13 protein-coding genes are annotated in these 18043 nt (G+C 66.2%); 7 read left to right on the forward strand and 6 right to left on the reverse strand.

What is annotated here, in order from left to right:
• Nucleotides 1–140 precede the first annotated feature (140 nt).
• A complete protein-coding gene (locus ABH900_RS07935) occupies nt 141–2192 on the reverse strand; it encodes a glycoside hydrolase family 97 protein (protein ID WP_429622348.1) in 2052 nt (683 codons plus the stop codon).
• 237 nt (nt 2193–2429) lie between these two features.
• On the opposite strand from ABH900_RS07935, the gene ABH900_RS07940 reads away from it, so the two are divergent.
• The 6 genes from ABH900_RS07940 to ABH900_RS07965 all read left to right on the forward strand — a co-directional run bounded on the left by ABH900_RS07940 (nt 2430) and on the right by ABH900_RS07965 (nt 9231).
• A complete protein-coding gene (locus ABH900_RS07940) occupies nt 2430–4634 on the forward strand; it encodes a Six-hairpin glycosidase-like protein (RefSeq protein WP_429622349.1) in 2205 nt (734 codons plus the stop codon).
• Nucleotides 4631–6118, forward strand: coding sequence for an MFS transporter (locus ABH900_RS07945; RefSeq protein ID WP_429622350.1), 1488 nt, complete (start codon nt 4631–4633; stop codon nt 6116–6118). Before ABH900_RS07940 ends, ABH900_RS07945 begins: the two co-directional genes overlap by 4 nt.
• Nucleotides 6118–7833, forward strand: coding sequence for an alpha-amylase family glycosyl hydrolase (locus ABH900_RS07950; RefSeq protein WP_429622351.1), 1716 nt, complete (start codon nt 6118–6120; stop codon nt 7831–7833). The genes ABH900_RS07945 and ABH900_RS07950 overlap by 1 nt, the downstream gene beginning before the upstream one ends.
• Before the next feature lie 154 nt (nt 7834–7987).
• Nucleotides 7988–8374: an SseB family protein gene (locus tag ABH900_RS07955; protein ID WP_053508355.1), complete on the forward strand. Its 387-nt coding sequence runs from the start codon at nt 7988–7990 to the stop codon at nt 8372–8374.
• 90 nt (nt 8375–8464) lie between these two features.
• Nucleotides 8465–8929, forward strand: coding sequence for a GNAT family N-acetyltransferase (locus ABH900_RS07960; protein WP_429622352.1), 465 nt, complete (start codon nt 8465–8467; stop codon nt 8927–8929).
• Nucleotides 8926–9231, forward strand: coding sequence for a hypothetical protein (locus tag ABH900_RS07965; RefSeq protein ID WP_429622353.1), 306 nt, complete (start codon nt 8926–8928; stop codon nt 9229–9231). Before ABH900_RS07960 ends, ABH900_RS07965 begins: the two co-directional genes overlap by 4 nt.
• A gap of 171 nt (nt 9232–9402) precedes the next feature.
• On the opposite strand, the gene ABH900_RS07970 is transcribed toward ABH900_RS07965, so the two are convergent.
• The 3 genes from ABH900_RS07970 to ABH900_RS07980 all read right to left on the reverse strand — a co-directional run bounded on the left by ABH900_RS07970 (nt 9403) and on the right by ABH900_RS07980 (nt 15063).
• Entirely contained in the window at nt 9403–12987 is a 3585-nt protein-coding gene (locus ABH900_RS07970) for an ABC transporter permease/M1 family aminopeptidase (RefSeq protein WP_429622354.1), read from the reverse strand.
• Between the two features lie 12 nt (nt 12988–12999).
• Nucleotides 13000–13902 (reverse strand): ABC transporter ATP-binding protein, encoded by a 903-nt coding sequence (locus ABH900_RS07975; RefSeq protein ID WP_429622355.1) that lies wholly within the window; start codon nt 13900–13902, stop codon nt 13000–13002.
• A 129-nt stretch (nt 13903–14031) separates the two neighbouring features.
• Nucleotides 14032–15063 (reverse strand): LacI family DNA-binding transcriptional regulator, encoded by a 1032-nt coding sequence (locus tag ABH900_RS07980; RefSeq protein WP_429622357.1) that lies wholly within the window; start codon nt 15061–15063, stop codon nt 14032–14034.
• Nucleotides 15064–15357: 294 nt separating this feature from the next.
• Here ABH900_RS07980 and ABH900_RS07985 point away from each other — a divergent pair, with 294 nt between their 5' ends.
• Complete coding sequence (locus ABH900_RS07985; protein WP_429622358.1) at nt 15358–15942, forward strand: single-stranded DNA-binding protein; 585 nt, start codon at nt 15358–15360, stop codon at nt 15940–15942.
• A gap of 264 nt (nt 15943–16206) precedes the next feature.
• On the opposite strand, the gene ABH900_RS07990 is transcribed toward ABH900_RS07985, so the two are convergent.
• Together ABH900_RS07990 and ABH900_RS07995 are read right to left on the reverse strand one after the other, a co-directional pair.
• A complete protein-coding gene (locus tag ABH900_RS07990) occupies nt 16207–17466 on the reverse strand; it encodes an EAL domain-containing protein (RefSeq protein WP_429622359.1) in 1260 nt (419 codons plus the stop codon).
• Between the two features lie 90 nt (nt 17467–17556).
• The gene (locus ABH900_RS07995) at nt 17557–17919 is read right to left on the reverse strand and encodes a nuclear transport factor 2 family protein (protein WP_429622360.1); all 363 of its coding nucleotides are present in this window, start codon (nt 17917–17919) and stop codon (nt 17557–17559) included.
• Nucleotides 17920–18043 lie beyond the last annotated feature (124 nt).

Genomic DNA, 18043 nt, shown 5'->3' on the forward strand with positions numbered 1-18043 from the left:
GCGCTCAACCCACCTATATTCTTTCTTCTGGGGCGCGGGGGGGTTTTCTCCCCCTTCCCCCACCCGGGGCGGGGGGGGGGGGGGGCCCCCCCCCCCCCGCGGGGGGGGCCCCCCCCCCGCGCCCGCCACTACCGGGGCGTTCAAAGCGGCGTGAAGCGGATGGCTTGTCCGCCGCCCGGCGCCAGCACCAGCGTCAGGGCATCGGCGCTGGTCACTTCGCGTGTTTCGCGGGCGAACGCGAACGGGTTGCTGCGGAAATCCGCGCCATCGCCATCGCGGTAGATCTCGGCGCGATAGCGCACGCCAGGCTCCAGGAAGCTCAGCGACACCGGCAGCACGCGACCGTGCTCGTCGGTGATGCTGCCAAGGAACCAGTCGCGGCTGTTGCGGTCGCGGCGCACGATGGTCACGTAGTCGCCCACTTCGCCATCGAGCACGCGGCTCTGTTCCCAGTCCACCGCCACATCCTCGATGAAGCGGAACGCTTCGCGGTGTTGCAGGTAGTGCTCGGGAAGGTCGGCAGCCATCTGGATCGGGCTGTACAGCACCACGTACAGCGCCAGCTGGCGCGCCAGGGTGCTGGGAATGGCCTGGCCGTGGCGGCCCTTCAGGCTGACGATGCCCGGCGTGTAGTCCATCGGCCCGGCCAGCATGCGGGTGAACACCAGGTTGACCTCGTGCTCGGGAGGATTCGGTGGCTGGCCCCAGGCGTTGTACTCCATGCCACGGGCACCTTCGCGCGAGATCCAGTTGGGGTAGGTGCGGCGCAGGCCGGTGTCCTTGATCGGTTCGTGCGGATTGACCGACAGGTGCCGACGTGCGGCCTCCTGCACCACCTTCAGGTGGTGGCGGGCCATGAACTGCCCGTCGTGCCACTCGCGCCACAGCAGACCGCCGGCAGGGTTGCGTCGGTCGACCTGGCCGTCGTCACAGACGTATCCGGTCTTGAACTGGTCCACACCCAGCCGCGCGTACAGGTCCAGCGCGGCGCCCAGCTGTTCCTCGTAGTGTTCGATGGCACAGCCGGTTTCGTGGTGACCGATCAGGTGCACACCTTTTTTCAGGCCATAGGCAGACAGCGCCTCGATATCGAAATCGGGCGTGGCACGGGTGAAGTCGAAGTCGTAGCCGTTGCCGACCCAGTTGCCGTCCCAGCCCGGATTCCAGCCTTCCACCAGCACGCCACGGAAACCGTGTGCAGCGGCGAAGTCGATCACCTTGCGGGTCTTGGCGGTGGTGGCCGCATGCTTCGGTCCGGTCGCCCAGCTTTCGTTGTCCAGATGCATCGACCACCACACGCCGAGGTACTTGGCCGGCTTCACCCAGCTCACGTCGCCCAGTGCATTGGGCTCGTTGAGGTTGAGGATCAGGTCCGATTCGACCAGCCCACCGGCCCGGTCGGCGATCTGCAGCGTGCGCCACGGCGTGGCGAAGGGCAGGGCGCGGCGTACCTTCCAGCCTTCGGCCGAGGGCGAAAGCTGCGCGCGCAGGCGCTGGCCGTCGGTGCGGCGCAGCCACATGCCGGCGTAGTCCACCAGTGCGGCCTCGTGGATGGCCACGTGCAGGCCATCGCGGCTGCGCAGGGTCATCGGCGTATGCACCAGCGGTACTTCGCGCAGTGGCGTGCGCTGGTACAGATACTCGTAGTGGATCGGCTCGCCTGCGGGAATCCACCAGGCGGTGGAGTCCTGCGCGATGGCGAACTCGGTCAGCTCGTCATCGATGATCGCCTCGCGCAGGCTCGGCTGTTCCGGGAACACATAGCGGAAGCCAAGACCGTCGTCGTAGACCCGGAACACCACGTCCAGCCGGCGCCGGCTGCCGGTGGTCTCGGCCAGTTGCACGGTCAGCTCGTTGAAGTGGTTGCGGGTGACCCGACGCTCGCCCCAGGGCTGTTCCCAGCTGTCATCGACACTGCGCCGCTGCTGGCCAATCAATGCGAAATCGCGATCCAGACGGCCGTCGCGCAGCGCGAAGCCGAGTTTTGAATCCTCCACCACCGCCTCGCCGAAGCGCTCGACGCGGTAGCGCGCGGTGCCCCCTTCCAGCACCAGGCTGACCGTGAGCACCTTGCCTGGCGATTCGACACTGACAACCTGCGGCGCGGCCTGCGACAGCGCCGCCATTCCCAGCAACGCCAGGCCGAACATGTACGCGAGCACGCTGCGTACAACGGTGGATGACATCGGCATTTCCCCTCCCAAGGCGCCGTTGGCAGACCCGGACCATAAGCCAGCGCAGCAGGTGCGCTACCGCGCAGCGCCATGAATACGTATGCAGCGGGGCGCAGCCGACGGCCCCGCGTCTACCATGGGGCCAAGGCACCTTGAGGGAGGGGCCGCGCCCGCCCGCCGGCAACGACGGTGCGGACCTACAACGCGTGCAGAGAGGGAGGGAGGCCGACGGGCGCAAGCCGGTCCGCCGCTTCGATGCTGAAGATCATTTGCCTGACCGCTGCCCTTGGGGCAGCGCTGGGATCGACCGCGCAGGCGGCCGACCTGCAATTCGACGGTCGCCATGCGCGTGCCGAAGCCGCTGCCAAGGGCAGCTTCGTGCTGCATGCGCACGCACCGGAAAGGCGCGGCGAGGTGCGCATCGCGCCGATGCCTATGCGCAGCCAGACCGGCAGCGTGATGTGCGATGCGTTGTTCGCGCTGGCCCAGCAGGAGATGGACCAGGACCGCGTGGACGCGATCCGTGATCCCGCCTTCGATGAAGGCCGGCCGGTTCCGTGCGAGTGCTTCCAGACCGGCGCGCGCTGGCCCTATGTGTGGACCCGCGATGTCAGCTTCGCCGCCGATCTGGCGTTGGCGCGGCTGGACCCGCGGCGCACCCGGCAGTCGTTGCAGTTCAAGCTGTCGGCGGCCCGCGATGGCCATACGCCGGGCCTGTTCGTCGCGCAGGACACCGGTTCCGGCGGCAGCTGGCCGATCAGCAGCGACCGTGTTGTGTGGTTCCTGGCCGCGCGCCACCTGCTGGATGATCGTGCGTTCGCCGAGCAGGTCTGGCAGGCGTTGCAGGGCACGCTGGCACAGGACCGTGCAATGGTGTTCGACACGCAGATGGGCCTGTACCGCGGTGAGACCTCGTTCCTGGACTGGCGCGAGCAGACCTACCCGGAGTGGACCCGCGAGGACGTGCGTTTCATCGCTGATTCGTATGCGCTGTCCACCAACGTGCTGCACTACCAGGCGCTGCGGCTGGCCGAGCGTTTGGCCGGCCAGCATGGCGATGCCCGCGCGGCCCAGTACAAGGCGTGGGCCGATGCGCTGGCGCAGCAGATCGACGCGCGCTTCTGGCGCGAGGACCTCGGCCAGTACATGAGCTACATCGGCGAAGCTGCGCACCCCGTGCCGTATGCCAAGGTCGATCTGCTCGGCCTGTCGCTGGGCATCCTCGCCGAGGTGCTGCCGCCCGAGCGTGCACGCCGCGCACTGGCCGCCTATCCGATGGGGCCGGCCGGCAGCCCGGTGGTCTGGCCGCAGGAGGCGCAGCAACCGATCTACCACAACCGCGCGATCTGGCCGTTCGTCAGTGCCTACTCGCTGCGCGCGGCGCGGCAGCTGGATGATGCGCCACGCATCGCTGCCGAAATCCGTTCGCTGATGCGGGGTGCCGCGCTGGCCGGTTCCAACATGGAGAACTACGAGCTGGTCAGCCAGGCCGTGCATGTCGATGAAGGCGCGCTCAGCGGCCCGGTGGTCAACTCCGAACGGCAGTTGTGGTCGGTGGCCGGCTATCTGTCGATGGTGATCGAGGGTGTGTTCGGCGTGCAGGACGATGGCCGTGTGCAGCCCAAGTTGCCTGCGGTGCTGGTGCCCGAACTGTTCGGTAGCCAGCGCAGCATCCGCCTGGACGTCGCGGGCCGACGCTACGTGCTGGAACGCCCGAAGCAGCTGGGTGATGGGTTGCTGGTGGCGGGCAAGGTGAAGACGCGTGGTGCCACCACCACCGTGCAGCTGGTCCCCGCCACAACGGCGCCACGCAGCGAAACGACGACGGCCGACGCCAATGCGCGCGCACCGGCCACGCCGGCCGCACCGCAGGTGCAACGCAAGGGCAGGGGCTGGAATGTCGTGGTCGCTGCCGGCCAAGTGCTGTGGCAGGACGGCCGGGCGCTCACCGCCAGCAATGGCCTGGCACGCATCGGCGATGACGGCCTGCAGCATTGCCTCAGCCTGACCCGCCGCGAGGGTGCGCTGGAATCACTGCACAGCCCGATGGTCTGCGTCGGCCCGCAGCAGCTGCTGAAGGGTGCGCAGCGCTGGCAGTTCACCTCGGCCACTGCCGGGCAGGTGCGCCTGCGCCTGCAGTACCGCAATCCGAACGGGCCGATCAATACCGGCGTCACCGCTGCGGTGAAGCAGCTGGCACTGCAGTGCGCGGGCCAGCCACTACAACGGCACACGGTTGCGATGCCGCACAGCGTGGCCGTGCAGGACTCCACGGCGGCGACGTTCGCGGTGCCCAAGGGCCGGTGCACGGTCACGCTTGAAGAGGGCTTCAACATGAGCGCGCTGCAGCACTTCGCGCACTACACCGGGGGCAAGGGCGGGCGTGAGGGCGTGCTCAACCAGGCCCAGGTGCAGGCGCTGGCTGTGGCACCCGTGGCGGTGGCAGAGGGCGCACGATGAATCGCACGGCCAAACCGCAGCTGTCGTTCTGGCAGATCTGGAACATGTGTTTCGGCTTCCTCGGCATCCAGTTCGGATTCGCCCTGCAGAACGCCAACGCCAGCCGCATCTTCGAGACACTGGGCGCGGACATCGAAGCGGTGCCGGGTCTGTGGATCGCCGCGCCGCTGACCGGTCTGCTGGTGCAGCCGGTGATCGGTTACCTGTCCGACCGCACCTGGACGCGCTGGGGTCGCCGTCGTCCGTACTTCATGATCGGTGCGGTGCTGACCACGCTGGCCCTGCTGGTGATGCCGAACTCGCCGACGCTGTGGATCGCGGCCGGCACGCTGTGGGTGCTGGACGCTTCGATCAACGTGTCGATGGAGCCGTTCCGCGCCTTCGTCGGCGACCAGCTGGCACCGCGCCAGCGCCCGACCGGCTATGCCATGCAGAGCTTCTTCATCGGCGTGGGCGCCATCGTCGCCAGCTTCCTGCCCTTCATCCTGGCCCACTTCGGTGTAGCCAACACCGCGGCCGCCGGTGAAGTGCCGGACACCGTGCGCTATGCGTTCTACTTCGGTGCGGTAGTGCTGCTGGCGGCAATCACCTGGACGGTGGTCAGTACCCGCGAATATTCGCCGCTGGAGCTGGCCGGTTTCGATGACGCCGAGCCACCGGCGCACCATGCCGGGGCCGTGATCAGCGGCCCGGCACCGTGGATGCAGGTGGTGGCATGGCTGGGACTGGGAGTGCTGCTGGCGCTGCTGATCGCGTGGCGGCAGGGCGACAAGATGCTGTACGTGCTGGCGGGCCTGTGTGCCGGCTACGGCCTGCTGCTGGCGGCTGCGCGCGCGTTGCCGGCCACGCATATGCTGGCCGCCATCGTCGGCGACCTGCGCGCGATGCCGGTGACCATGCGCCGGCTGGCGTGGGTGCAGTTCTTCTCATGGTTTGCGTTGTTTGCGATGTGGATCTACACCACCGCCGCGGTGGCAGGGGCGCACTTCGGTTCGGCCGACCCGAAGACGGCGGCCTACAACGAGGGTGCCAACTGGGTGGGCGTACTGTTCGGTGCCTACAACGGCTTCGCTGCGCTGGCCGCGGTGCTGATTCCACCGATGGTGCGTGCGATCGGCCTGCGCTGGAGCCATCTGGTCAACCTGTGGCTGGGCGGCGCCGGCCTGGTCTCGTTGATGTTCATCCGCGATCCGCACTGGCTGCTGCTGTCGATGGTAGGCATCGGCTTCGCCTGGGCGTCCATTCTGTCGCTGCCCTATGCGCTGCTGTCCGACAGCGTGCCGGCATCGAAGATGGGCGTGTACATGGGCATCTTCAATTTCTTCATCGTGATCCCGCAGCTGGTCGCGGCCAGTGCGCTGGGCTTTGCCCTGCGTGCGTGGCTGGGCGGCCAGCCGATGCATGTGCTGGTGCTGGGCGGCTGCAGCCTGTTCGTCGCCGGCCTGTGCGTGCTGCGGGTCCCGTCCCGTCCGGAGGTGGTGTGATGCGTGGTCCCCTGTCTGTTGCTGTTTCCCTGGTAGTGCTGGCCGGCCACGCGGCAGCCGCGCCGCGCCCGGACTACATCGGCACCACCGAACCGTTCGCCAGCGATGCGGTGTACTTCGTGGTCACCGACCGCTTCGTCAACGGCGATCCATCCAACGATCACCGCGACCAGGGCGGCAAGCATCGCACCTTCGACATTCCGGTACCGTGCCCGGACAAGGTGGATGGCAACATCGGCTATCTCGGCGGTGACTTCCGCGGCGTGCTCGACAACGCCGACTACATCCGCAACCTCGGTTTCGGTGCGGTGTGGATCACGCCCATTGTCGACAACCCGGATGAAGCGTTCACCGGCAGCAAGCCGATCAGCTGCACCAGCACCCTGACCGACCGTGGCAAGACCGGCTACCACGGCTACTGGGGCATCAACTTCTACAAACTTGACGAACACCTGCCAAGCAAGGACCTGGACTTTGCCGGGTTGACCAAGGGCCTGCACGGTGCCGGCCTGAAGGTGGTGCTGGACATCGTCGGCAACCATGGTTCGCCGGCCTGGACCATGCCGGTGCGGCAGCCACAGTTCGGCCAGATCTTCGACAAGGAGGGGAAACTGATTGCCAACCACCAGAACCTGCCACCGCAGAAGCTGGACCCGAAGCACAATCCGCTGCACGCGTTCTACAACACCATCGGGCCGGTCGACAGCAAGGACGGCTCGATCTTCGACGGCAACCTGGCCGAGCTGTCGGACTTCAACCAGGACAATCCGGCGGTGATGGATTACCTGGTGGGCGCTTACCTGCAGTGGACCGGGCAGGGCGTGGATGCGCTTCGCATCGATACCATCGGCTGGCTGCCGCATCCGTGGTGGCATGCCTTCGTCAAACGCATCCGTGCCGAGCACCCGGGCATGTTCATGTTCGGCGAGGCGTTCGACTACGATGCCGCGCGCATCGCCGAACACACCTGGCCGGCCAACGCCAACGTGAGCGTGCTCGACTTCCCGTTGCGCGGCGCGCTGGAACAGACCTTCGGCACGGCCGGCCAGGGCTTTGAGACCCTGGCCGAGCCGCTGCACCTGAGCGGTGGCCCGTACGCCAACCCGTACGAGCTGATGAGCTTCTACGACAACCACGACATGCCGCGCCTGCAGGCCAGCGACACTGGCTTCATCGATGCACACAACTGGCTGTTCACCGCACGTGGCATTCCGGTGCTCTATTACGGTTCGGAAACCGGCTTCATGCGTGGCCGTGCCGAGCATGCCGGCAACCGCGCGTACTTTGGACAGCAGCGCGTGGACGACGCGCCACGGAGCCCGATCTTCGCGCCGCTGCAGCGCATCGCCAGGCTGCGCGAGGCCACCCCGGCCCTGCAGCGCGGTCTGCAGGTGAACGAGCGCCTGCAGGGCGACGAGGCGGTGTTCCTGCGCGTGCTGCAGCACGGGGACCAGGCACAGACCGCACTGGTGCTACTGAACAAGGGCGACAGAGCGAAGACCTTCACCGTGGCGCGTTACGTGCAGGCGGGCCGCTGGCGCGATGCACTGGACGGCGGTTCGTTGCAGGTGGATGCCTCCCTGAAGGCCGAAGTGCCCGCGCACGGGGTGAAGGTCTACGTTCTGGACGACGCCGTACAGCAGCCGGCACTGCAGGCCGAGCTGGACAGGGCGATGGCCGACCAGCGGGCACGGGACCAGCGTCTGCGGCGGTGATGGCCGGGTGGGGTCGGCGCTACCGCTCTGGTGGGTGCCAACCTGGGTTGGCGCTACCGCTCTGGTAGGTGCCAACCTTGGTTGGCACGCTCTTCGAGCAGTCGAGCAAGCTCGACTCTACAATGGACACCCCCTCACGCCTCGCCGTATCGCCATGACCGACCTCGCCCCGCAGACCCCGATTGAAACCCTGCTGAAGGCGGCAATGGATGGTGCAGTGCCGATCCGCGCCTTCATGGAGGCCTTCGTCGCTTCCGAAGTGGTGCTGCTGACCGGCAGCCTGGTCACCCCCGACGGCAGCGGCTTCGACCCGCTGCTGTTCGACAAGCAGGGCACCCTGCACGTGGCCGTGTTCACCGACCCGTCGCGGGTGGGCATCTACAGCCAGCAGGCGCCGCACCAGATCCGTTGGCTGATGCTGGATGTGCTGCGCCGCGTGCCGGGCGGCTACGGTGTGGTGATCAACCCGGGCACCACGCTTGGCTTTGAGATCTCGCCCAGCGGTGTGGGCGAAATCCTGAAGGACTTCGCGCAGGGCTGAGCGTTCTGTAGCACCAAGTCGCCGCTCGTTTGCTTCCAATTGGCGGCCGTACGTGATCCCCTTGCACGACATAGGGATCGAGGCTTCGCCATGGAATTCAGGGTGCTACCCACAGACGCGCCGGAGAGGCTGCAGCTGGCACAGTGGTACAACGCGCAATGGGGCCGGGATGCCGGCGTGTCGCTGGAGCAGGAACTGCAGCGGCTGAACCAGCCGCAGGATGCGGAGGGCTTCCCGCACTTGATTGCAGCACTCGATGGCGGCCAGGTGGCAGGCGCGGTTCAACTCAAGCGCCGGGAGATGCAGGCGTTCCCGCAATACGAGCACTGGCTGGGCAGCGTGTTCGTGGCCGACAGTCATCGTGGCCGCGGGCTGGCCAGCGGATTGGTCGAACAGGCTGCGGGGCGGGCGGTACGGATGGGCGTCTCGCATCTGTATCTGCAGACCGAAGCCCTGGATGGGGGCCTTTACGCGCGTTTGGGCTGGAGGCCCCTGCAGGAAGCCGACAGCCGCGGCTATCGAGTGCTGGTGATGGTACGGGAGCTGGGCGCATGACCTCCACGTCGGTACGCCATTCCCGCCTCGCCCTGGTCTTCCTGATCGCGGCCATCGTGGCGGCACTCATCGCCATGCCATTGCTGCGCGCGGTCGGTTTCGTGCAGTGGCCGGTGTTCGTCATCGCCTGGCTGATCAACCTGGGGGCGGCCTGGCATCTGGGCGCTTGGGCAAAACTGCAGGGGCGTTCGGCCTGGGCGTTCGGGTTGCCGGCGGCGCTGGGAACAGTCGCTTCGATCGTGGTCTATGTGCTGCTGGCATTGCTGGGGCCGAAGGCCGGTTCGCAGAGCCCCGCAGCGTAGCCGAGGGTATCAACCGGGCGGTACTGCATCCACGCATGGCGTGGATCTACTTCCGCCATCGCATCGTCCGGGCAGATACAAGCCATGCGTGGACGCATCCCCGTAGATCCACGCCATGCGTGGATGCTTCCGCAAACGGTGCCGACCCGAAGGCCGGCACCCCCGCTCACATCACATCGTCACCTTGCGCCGGTTGTCACTGCTCACCCGGTCGATCAGTTTGTTGTACGGATCGAAGCCGGCTTCATCCGGCTTCCCGTCCACTGTCACCGTGATTTTAGGTTCGGCGCTGGTGATGTGGTGGCGCTGCAGGTACAGCACCTTCTGGTCGCGCTCCTTGCCCGACGGCCCGTTGGCGAACACGCCGATCTCGATCCAGTCATCCATCGTGCCATCGGTTTCCTGGCCCTTGCCGTCGGCGTACTGCTTGGCGGCGTGCAGATCCAGGGTCACGTCGTAGCGGCCGTCATCGCGCTTGCGGGCGCTGGCGGCCATCACGCGGTTGTCGTAGAAACTGATCTTCTCGAACAGGTCGGTGACCAGCTGCTGGCGATCAGCCGGGGTCTCAGCGCGGATGTAGGCCAGCAGTTCGCGCGAGGTGGTGTAGGGCGGTTGCTGGTAACCCTTGTCCTGCAGGAAGCGCTTCAACGCGCGGTTCAGTGCCTGCTCGCCGATCTCTTCGCGCAACCGGTAGAAGACCAGCGAACCCTTCTGGTAGTGGATGTACTGCTGGTTCTCCACCCGCTCCAGCGGCTGCTCCTCGATGGCCTCGCCACCGCGGCCGGACAGGTAGCCATCCAACTCGCGCTTGAGGAACTGCCGCATGTGCTGGCGGCCGTATTCCTGCTCCATCACCATCAGTGCCGAGTACTGCGACAGCGATTCGGACAGCACCGTGGCGCCCTGCACGTTGGCGCCGATCACCTGGTGCGCCCACCACTGGTGTGCGATCTCGTGTGCGGTCACGTAGAACACGTAGTCCACCTTGTCCGGATCACGCAGGTCGGCGATGAAGCCGATGGCCTCGGAGTAGGGAATGGTGTTGGCGAACGACTGCGCGAAGCGCGCATAGCCGGGGAACTCGATGATGCGCACCTGGCGATGCTGGTACGGTGTGAAGTTCGCTTCGTAATAGGCCAGCGATTTCTGCACCGCTTCGATCATCCGGTCCACGTTGTAGCCGTGCGCTGGATCGAAGTAGACCTCGATCGGGATGTCCTTGTACTTGGCTTTGCGTACCTCCCAGCGTGCTGACAGGTAGGCGTAGAAGTTCAGCATCGGCCGGTCCATGGCATAGCTGAAGCAGCGCCGGCCGTTCACCGTGGTCGCGTGCTGCAGGTAGCCCGGGGCCAGCGCCACCTGATCCGGAGCGGTGCAGACAGTACTGCGGAAATCGAGCCAGTCGGCATCCTGGGCGATGTAGGTATTGGCACGTGCTGCCTCGTCTTCGAGTTTCGGCATGCGCCGTGGCTCGCCCAGGTTGAGCTTGCGGCGCTCGTTGCGGTCGCGGATCTCGGCGCCCTCGTTGTAGCCGAACGAAGGCAGCACGCGACTGTTGAAGAACGTGCCGTTGTCCACGATGTTGCTCGGGGCCTGGCCCGCGGTGATGCCATTGGGCTTCTGCACCACCCGGAAATGGACGCTGCGGGTTTCACCCGGTTGCAGCGGCGTGTCCAGCCGGTAGATGCGGTAGCCAAGATCCTTGTCGTGGAACGCCAACCGCTGTCCGCCGAGATCGGCCGCCACCAGCTGCTTGTCGTCGCCCATCGATACATGCAGTTCCTGGATGGGCTGGGGGTGCAGGTTGCGGATCGTCCAGTTCGCGTCGATCACCATCGATTGCGTTTCCGGGAACAGGTCCACGCGGTTGTCGACCGCCACAATGCGCGGTTGCGGCAGGTTGCGGTAGCGGGACAGCTCGCGTTCGTAGCGGGCCTGCAGGTCCAGCTGCTGGTCGGGCGAGATGAACTCGTTGCGGATGTTGGTACTCCAGTACAGCCAGCCGCCCACGCCGATGAAGGCCAACGTCGCCAGTGCGGCGAACGCGCCGGTGGGGCCGCGCAGGCGACGGCCGGCCAGGGCCAGTCGCTGGCGCAGGCCCTGGCTGACGCCGCGCACCCAGAAGGCGGACGCCAGGCACATCAATGCCAGCAGGAACAGCGCCCAGTAACCCTGGAACGCCAGCTGGCCGCGGAGGAAGTGGCCATAGCCGTTCATGTCCGAGTACGGAGCGATCGGCCAGCTGCCGAAGTTGTACAGATTCTGCGTGTAGTCCAGCAGGCCCAGCACGCCCTGGCCGATCATCACCACGATCAGCAGCGCGTAGCCGACGAATTTGTTGTTGGTCAGCACCTGCAGCACCAGTGCCATGCCGCCCATCAGCACGTACACCACCGAATCCAGCGCCAGGCTGCGCAGGTACAGCAGCGGCTCCAGATGCGTGTAGCCCTTGGCCAGCTGCACGCCCATCGCGGCCAGTGCGCCGGCGGCCTGGAAGCAGGCGATCACCGCCAGCAGTGCGATGAACTTGGCCAGCAGCGGGACCCAGTTCGGCACCGGCATGGCGTCGGTCACTTCATTGATACGCGCGCTGCGTTCCTTCCAGACCAGTTCACCGGCGAAGAACAGCACGATGATGACAAGCAACCAGCTGAAGGCGCCCTGCAGGCCCATGATCATCTGCGAGGTGACCGGCCAGATCGAGGTGCCGTACAGCGTCTGCCGGAACAGCGCGCTGGGCAGGAAGTTGGCCAGGCCCAGTACCAGCAGCACGATGAACGGCACGCTGCGCAGCACGCCACGCGTATCGAAGCGGACCTGGCGCAGGAACTGCTGCCACGCCGTGGTCGCGGTGAATGCCGGCGCCACGCGCGGCAGCGCGGTGCGCGCCGGGCGAACCGCCGCGGCCTCGACGGTGGGCGACGCGAATGTGCGTCCCCAACGACGGCGGCCGCTGCCACTGCGTTCGGTACGAAACAGGGCGAAAGTGGCGGCAAACAGCACCGCTGCCATGCCCAGCCACAGCGCACGATTGGCCAGCAGGTATCCGGTCAGTGCGGGAATCCCGCTGTTGCGTTCGGCGGTGGACCAGTAGCGGATGGTGCGGCCAAGCGCACGCATGCCCAGCGGCTCGCTCAGCGTCGCGATCCAGGTGTTGTCGATGTCGCGCAGCAGGGCCGCGCTGGCACCGTACAGCACCAGGTAGGCCACCAGCCCGATGTAGACCCACAGGATCGAGCGGGTCAGCGCCGCCAGCAGCGACAGCAGCGCGGTGGTGAACAACAGGTTCGGAATGACGATGACCGCGAACGTCCAGGCGTAGCCCTGCCAGCTGATCGGGCCCATGCGTTCGGGATCGACCCAGGGCATGAACGGGGCCAGCCACAGGCCGAACGCGATCAACACGTAGACCAGCAGGCCGGCCACCAGCGCGGCGGCGATGCGTCCGGCCAGGTAGTCGCGGCGCTTCACCGGGCTGGCAAAGATCAGTTCGGCAGTGCCCAGTTCGAAGTCACGCAGCAGTGCGTTGCTGACGAACAGCGCGGTGACCAGCATGCCGAGCAGGGTGAAGATGCCCAGCATCTGAGCGATCACCGTCGGCGCATTGCTGTGCACGTTGCCGCTGCCACCACCGATCTGCACGGCGTCGCTGGAGGCGGCGGCGAAGGCGAGCACGGCAAACAGCCCGGCTAGCAGCCACAGCAGCGGGGAACGCAGCTGCTCGCGCAGCTCGAAGCGGAAGAAGTTGAGGATCATGGTGTGCTCCGCTCAGGCTGCTGCGCGGGCACGGGCCTGCAGGCGCAGGCGCTGGAAGTACACGTCCTCGAGATCGGGAGCCACGGCAGTGAAGCCATCACCGGGGTCGTTGGCGCTGTGCACATGGATCACCGGGCGGCCACCGACCAGGCGGGTCGACAGCACCACGTAGCGCGCCTCGTGGTCGGCCAGTTCCGAGGGCTCCACCTGCTTGCGCCAGACCTGCTGCTGCAGCGCGTCGATGGCCTCGGTGGGGCGACCGGTCAGCAGCACCTGACCCTTGTTCATGATCGCCATCGTCGGGCACAGGTCGGTCACGTCCTCGACGATGTGGGTGGACAGGATCACCGCCACGTTCTCGCCGATGGCGGCCAGCAGGTTGAGGAAGCGGTTGCGCTCCTCCGGATCGAGGCCAGCGGTGGGTTCATCGACGATCACCAGCTTCGGGTCGCCCAGCAGTGCCTGGGCGATGCCGAAGCGCTGGCGCATGCCACCGGAGAAGGTGCCGAGCTTGCGCTTGCGCGCGTCCCACAGGTTCACCTGCTGCAGCAGGCCATCGACCACCTCGCGGCGCTGGGCGCGGCGGGTCAGGCCCTTGAGCACTGCGAAATGTTCCAGCAGGTCCAGCGCGCTGACTTTCGGGTACACGCCGAAGTCCTGCGGCAGGTAGCCCAAGCGGCGGCGCACCGCATCCTTGTCGCGCAGCACGTCGATCGGTGCTTCGCCGGGGATGCTGAGGGTGGCCGAGCCGCTGTCGGCTTCCTGCAGGGTGGACAGCGTGCGCATCAACGAGGATTTCCCCGCGCCGTTGGGCCCGAGCAGGCCGAACATGCCGCGCGGGATGTCCAGGGTGACGTTGTTGAGGGCATGCACGCCGTTGGCGTACGTCTTGGACAGCGAATCGATCTTCAGCATGCGACGTACACCTTTCCGTGGGTGATCACTGCGCGTTATCCGCGCTTCGGCGCCTGTCCGCATCCGCCGTTGGTCATGGGGGGAGAACCCTGCCGTCGCCCGTTGTGGGCAGCAACAGTGTGGCGGCGCCTACCCGCGCAGCGACGATTCGCGCACCACCAGCTTCACCGGGATGCTCTGGCTGTCCACCGGCTGCCGGCCGATCAGTGCCAGCAGGCGCTCCACCAGCAGCTGGCCGGCCTGCTTGGTGTCCTGCTGCACGGTGGTCAGCGCGGGGGACACCGAGGCCGCCAGCGGGATGTCGTCGAAGCCGGTCACCGCCACGTCCTGCGGCACCCGCAGGCCGGCGTCGCGCAGGGCGCGGATCGCGCCGATGGCGATCAGGTCGCTGGCCGCGCAGATCGCATCGATCGGCTCGCCGCGCGCCAGCAGCGCCTGGCAGGCCTCCTGACCCGACGCCTCGGTGGTGATCGCATCGTGCTGCAGTGCCGGTTCGGCAGCCAGACCGTGTTCCTGCAGGGCTGCGACGTGGCCGCGGTAGCGTTCCTGGAATTCGGGGTAGTGGCTGGACGCATGGCCAAGGAAGGCGATGCGGCGGCAGCCCTGCTGCAGCAGGTGGGTGGTGATGTCATGCCCGCCCTGGAAGTTGTCGCTGCCGATCGATACGCCGGGCTGGCCGGGCAGGGCGGCACCCCAGCGCACGAAGTGCGTGCCCTGTTCGACCAGCCGCTGCAGGCGGTCGCGCGATTCGTGGTAGTCGCCGTAGCCGAGCAGGATGATGCCGTCGGCCTTGTTGCTGTCCTCGTAGTCAGCCTGCCAGTCGGTGGACAGCTGCTGGAACGAGACCAGCAGGTCCTGCCCGTGCAAGGCACAGGCGCGGGTGATCGAGCCCAGCATCGAATGGAAGAAGGGGTTGATCAGCGAGTCGTCGTTGGTGGGGTCTTCGAAGAACAGCAGGGCCAGGGTGCCGGCATTGCGCAGGCGCAGGCTGGAGGCATTCTTGTCGACCTTGTAGTTCAGCTCGCGGGCGATGCGCAGGATGCGCTCGCGGGTCTCGGCGTTGACCATCGGGCTGCCGCGCAGGGCCCGCGACACCGTGGGCTGGGAGACCCCGGCCAGGTGGGCGATGTCCAGGGAGGTGGCTTTGCCTTTGATGGTCATGGGCGGGCAGACGGGGCGCAGAGTGGAAGGTGCCCGGGCATGATGCCATGGGCCGACGGGAATGCCCCTCCGCGCGTCTGCCTTGGCGCGGATAAGTCATTGCCGGACAAGGAAATCGGTCCAATCCCTCGACGCGGCAGGGGTCTCCTGACCGGGCGGATGGCGGCGGCAATGGTAAGATGCCTCGTTCTTGCATTCCCCCAAATTTCAACAGGGGCGGCCAAGCGTACTGCACCCCGCCCGGGGCTGTGCTATCACTGGCGGTCTGCCCCTGGACAACGGACGAAGGTACCTATGGCGCGCGGCATCAACAAAGTCATCCTGGTCGGCAATCTTGGCAACGACCCGGACGTGAAGTACACCCAGGGCGGCATGGCGATCACCCGCATCAGCCTGGCCACCACCAGCGTCCGCAAGGACAAGGATGGCAACCAGCAGGAACGCACCGAATGGCACCGCGTGGTGTTCTTCGGCAAGCTCGGCGAGATCGCCGGCGAGTACCTGCGCAAGGGCAGCTCGGTCTACGTCGAAGGCAGCCTGCGTTACGACAAGTACACCGGCCAGGACGGCGTGGAGAAGTACTCCACCGATATCATCGCCGATGAAATGCAGATGCTGGGCGGCCGCGGTGAAGGTGGCGGCGGCGGCGGTGGTGGCGGCAACTACGGCGGCGATCGCCCGCAGCGTCAGCAGGCTCCGCGCCAGGAGTACGGTGGCGGTGGCGGCCAGCGTGGCGGTCAGGGCGGTCAGGGTGGCTATGGCAACCAGGGCGGCAACCAGGGTGGTGGCTACGGCAACCAGGGTGGCAACCAGCGTCCGCAGCCGCAGCAGTCGGCGCCGCCGATGGATGACTTCGCTGACGACGATATTCCGTTCTAAGACACACTTAGTAAAAAGAGTAGATATAAACAGAGGAGGAGTCCCATGCGTGGGGCTCCTCCTTTTTTCTGCACGTTCCTGGCATGGTTCGCTGCCTCCCAGCTGCGAAATGCCGGGGTGCCGTCAAGACCATCCGCAACCAGCTTGCCGATCTCATCGTGCTGATGCGTTGGGAAGGGAGCTGTCGGGATCTGGATTCGGAGTTCCGGGATGGGCGCTTTCCAACCATCGCCGATGTAGTCTCCCCATCCTGTCTGTGTCGCTCTACGCGTACTGCGCGACTCCAGGTGTGACAGGACTGTCAACGAACTCGCCCGGGACGCGTGCGTCAATACGCAGGGTCGCGGCGGCACGTTCGTCACGGCGGGCGTGCAGCAGATTGCCCTGTATCCACGTCAATCCGGCGCGTGTAACCAGCGCGATGTCATCTTCGGACTCAACGCCTTCGGCGACCACGTGCGGAGCCATTCCGCGTGCCAGGCCCGCCAGATGCCCATACAGCTCCTGCCCGGTTGGACCTGAGGCAGCGACGCGCAGCGATGTTGCGGACAGCTTGATCACCGACGGCTGAAGGACGCGGCAGAACGCCATGCGTACGAAGCCGTCACCAAAGTCGTCGATGGCGATACGGCAGCCGAGTGAGGACAAGCCTCGCAGCAGTTCGAGCGCGTACTCCGGATTCTGCACCTGCGCAGTCTCGGTGACTTCCAGGGTGAGCCGGCTTGCGACGCCGGGCATCGAGCGCAGACGGTCGAAGATCGATAGCCAGCCCAGATCGGGTACTAGGCTGAGCGCCGAAACATTGCACGACAAGCGAGCATCGAGGTCGCGCGTAAGATGGCTGATCGCTTCTGCAATCACCAGGCGGTCGACCACCTTCACAAACCCTATCTTCTCGAACATTCCGATCGCCGAGCCTGCACTGACCAGTTGCCCGGCGACCTCCCAGCGCAGGAGACACTCGTTGAACAGGCCACGAGCGCGATCGGCTCGGTTGACCACGGGCTCCTGTTGCAGCACAAGATTGCCTTCGCGCAGCATGTGTACGAAGTGCATCGCTGCTGCCATGCCGTTCTGGAAAGAGGCGATCGCGTGGGCACCGGCAATCGGTGGCTGCAGTGATCTGGACAGGTCATGCAGCATCGGCGCGGCACGGCCCTTCTGCAGTGCGGTTTCCAACGTGCCCAGCACCGTCCCCATGGAAACGCAGAGCACGAACGCGGTGTCACCGTGCCGGCAGGTCTGCAGCCCCAGCTGGAATTCAAGCTGCTCCAGCCAGCGCGAGCGTTGGCCCTCGACCTGCGCACCGGACCATACCAGGAAGTGGCCGTCGCCCAGGCCGCGGAACTCGCCACCGAGGCTGGAAACAACGTGCTCGATGGCGCGGTCCGCAGCAGAGGTCGCGGACTCGCCCCACACCGCGCGCAATGCACCGTAGTTGTTGATCATCACCATCGCGCATGCGGATACCAGATCGCGGGCTGCGTATCCCATGCACAGATAGTTTATGTTGGTTCCGTACATTTTTATTCACTTTTAAACAGAAAGTGCAAGGCCGAGAACGCCGCTATCCGGGGCGTCACTGAAACCACAGCGGATGAGAGCCCACGCCGGTCATCGCATGGGAGCGATCGGAAACAAGCGCAGGCATGGCTGATCGAACACAAAGTGTTTGATGGGATAGATCTGGGTGTGCATGCCCGAGCGTTCGTAACTACCGGAAATGGCGAAAACCGCTTCGTCGGCCACCGCACGGATAGGCCTCTGCAGATGCAGGCGCAGCTTCATCGGGGGTGGCGACGCGTAGAAGCTTCGGATCGCTTCTTGACCGCCGATCGGCGGCGACTCCACCGGGTCTTCCAGAAAGGCCTGACCAGAGAACAGGCTGACAACGGTCTCCAGATCGGCTGAATTGACGGCCATCAGGTATCGATGGACGACAGCGTGCATATAGTGGTGTGCGAGGGTCTTGGGCATGGTTCTTCTCCGTGAGCATGGCGCGCCCCCTTGCTGGAGCTGGTGCGCGTATCTGCGCCTTCGCGCAGGTTCAACGCGATGCAGGTCGGCAACATCCGGTACAGGGGCCAAGCACTCTGGCCGG

Source organism: Stenotrophomonas sp. AN71 (genome assembly GCF_050435725.1).
In the GTDB taxonomy this organism is placed as follows: Bacteria; Pseudomonadota; Gammaproteobacteria; order Xanthomonadales; family Xanthomonadaceae; genus Stenotrophomonas.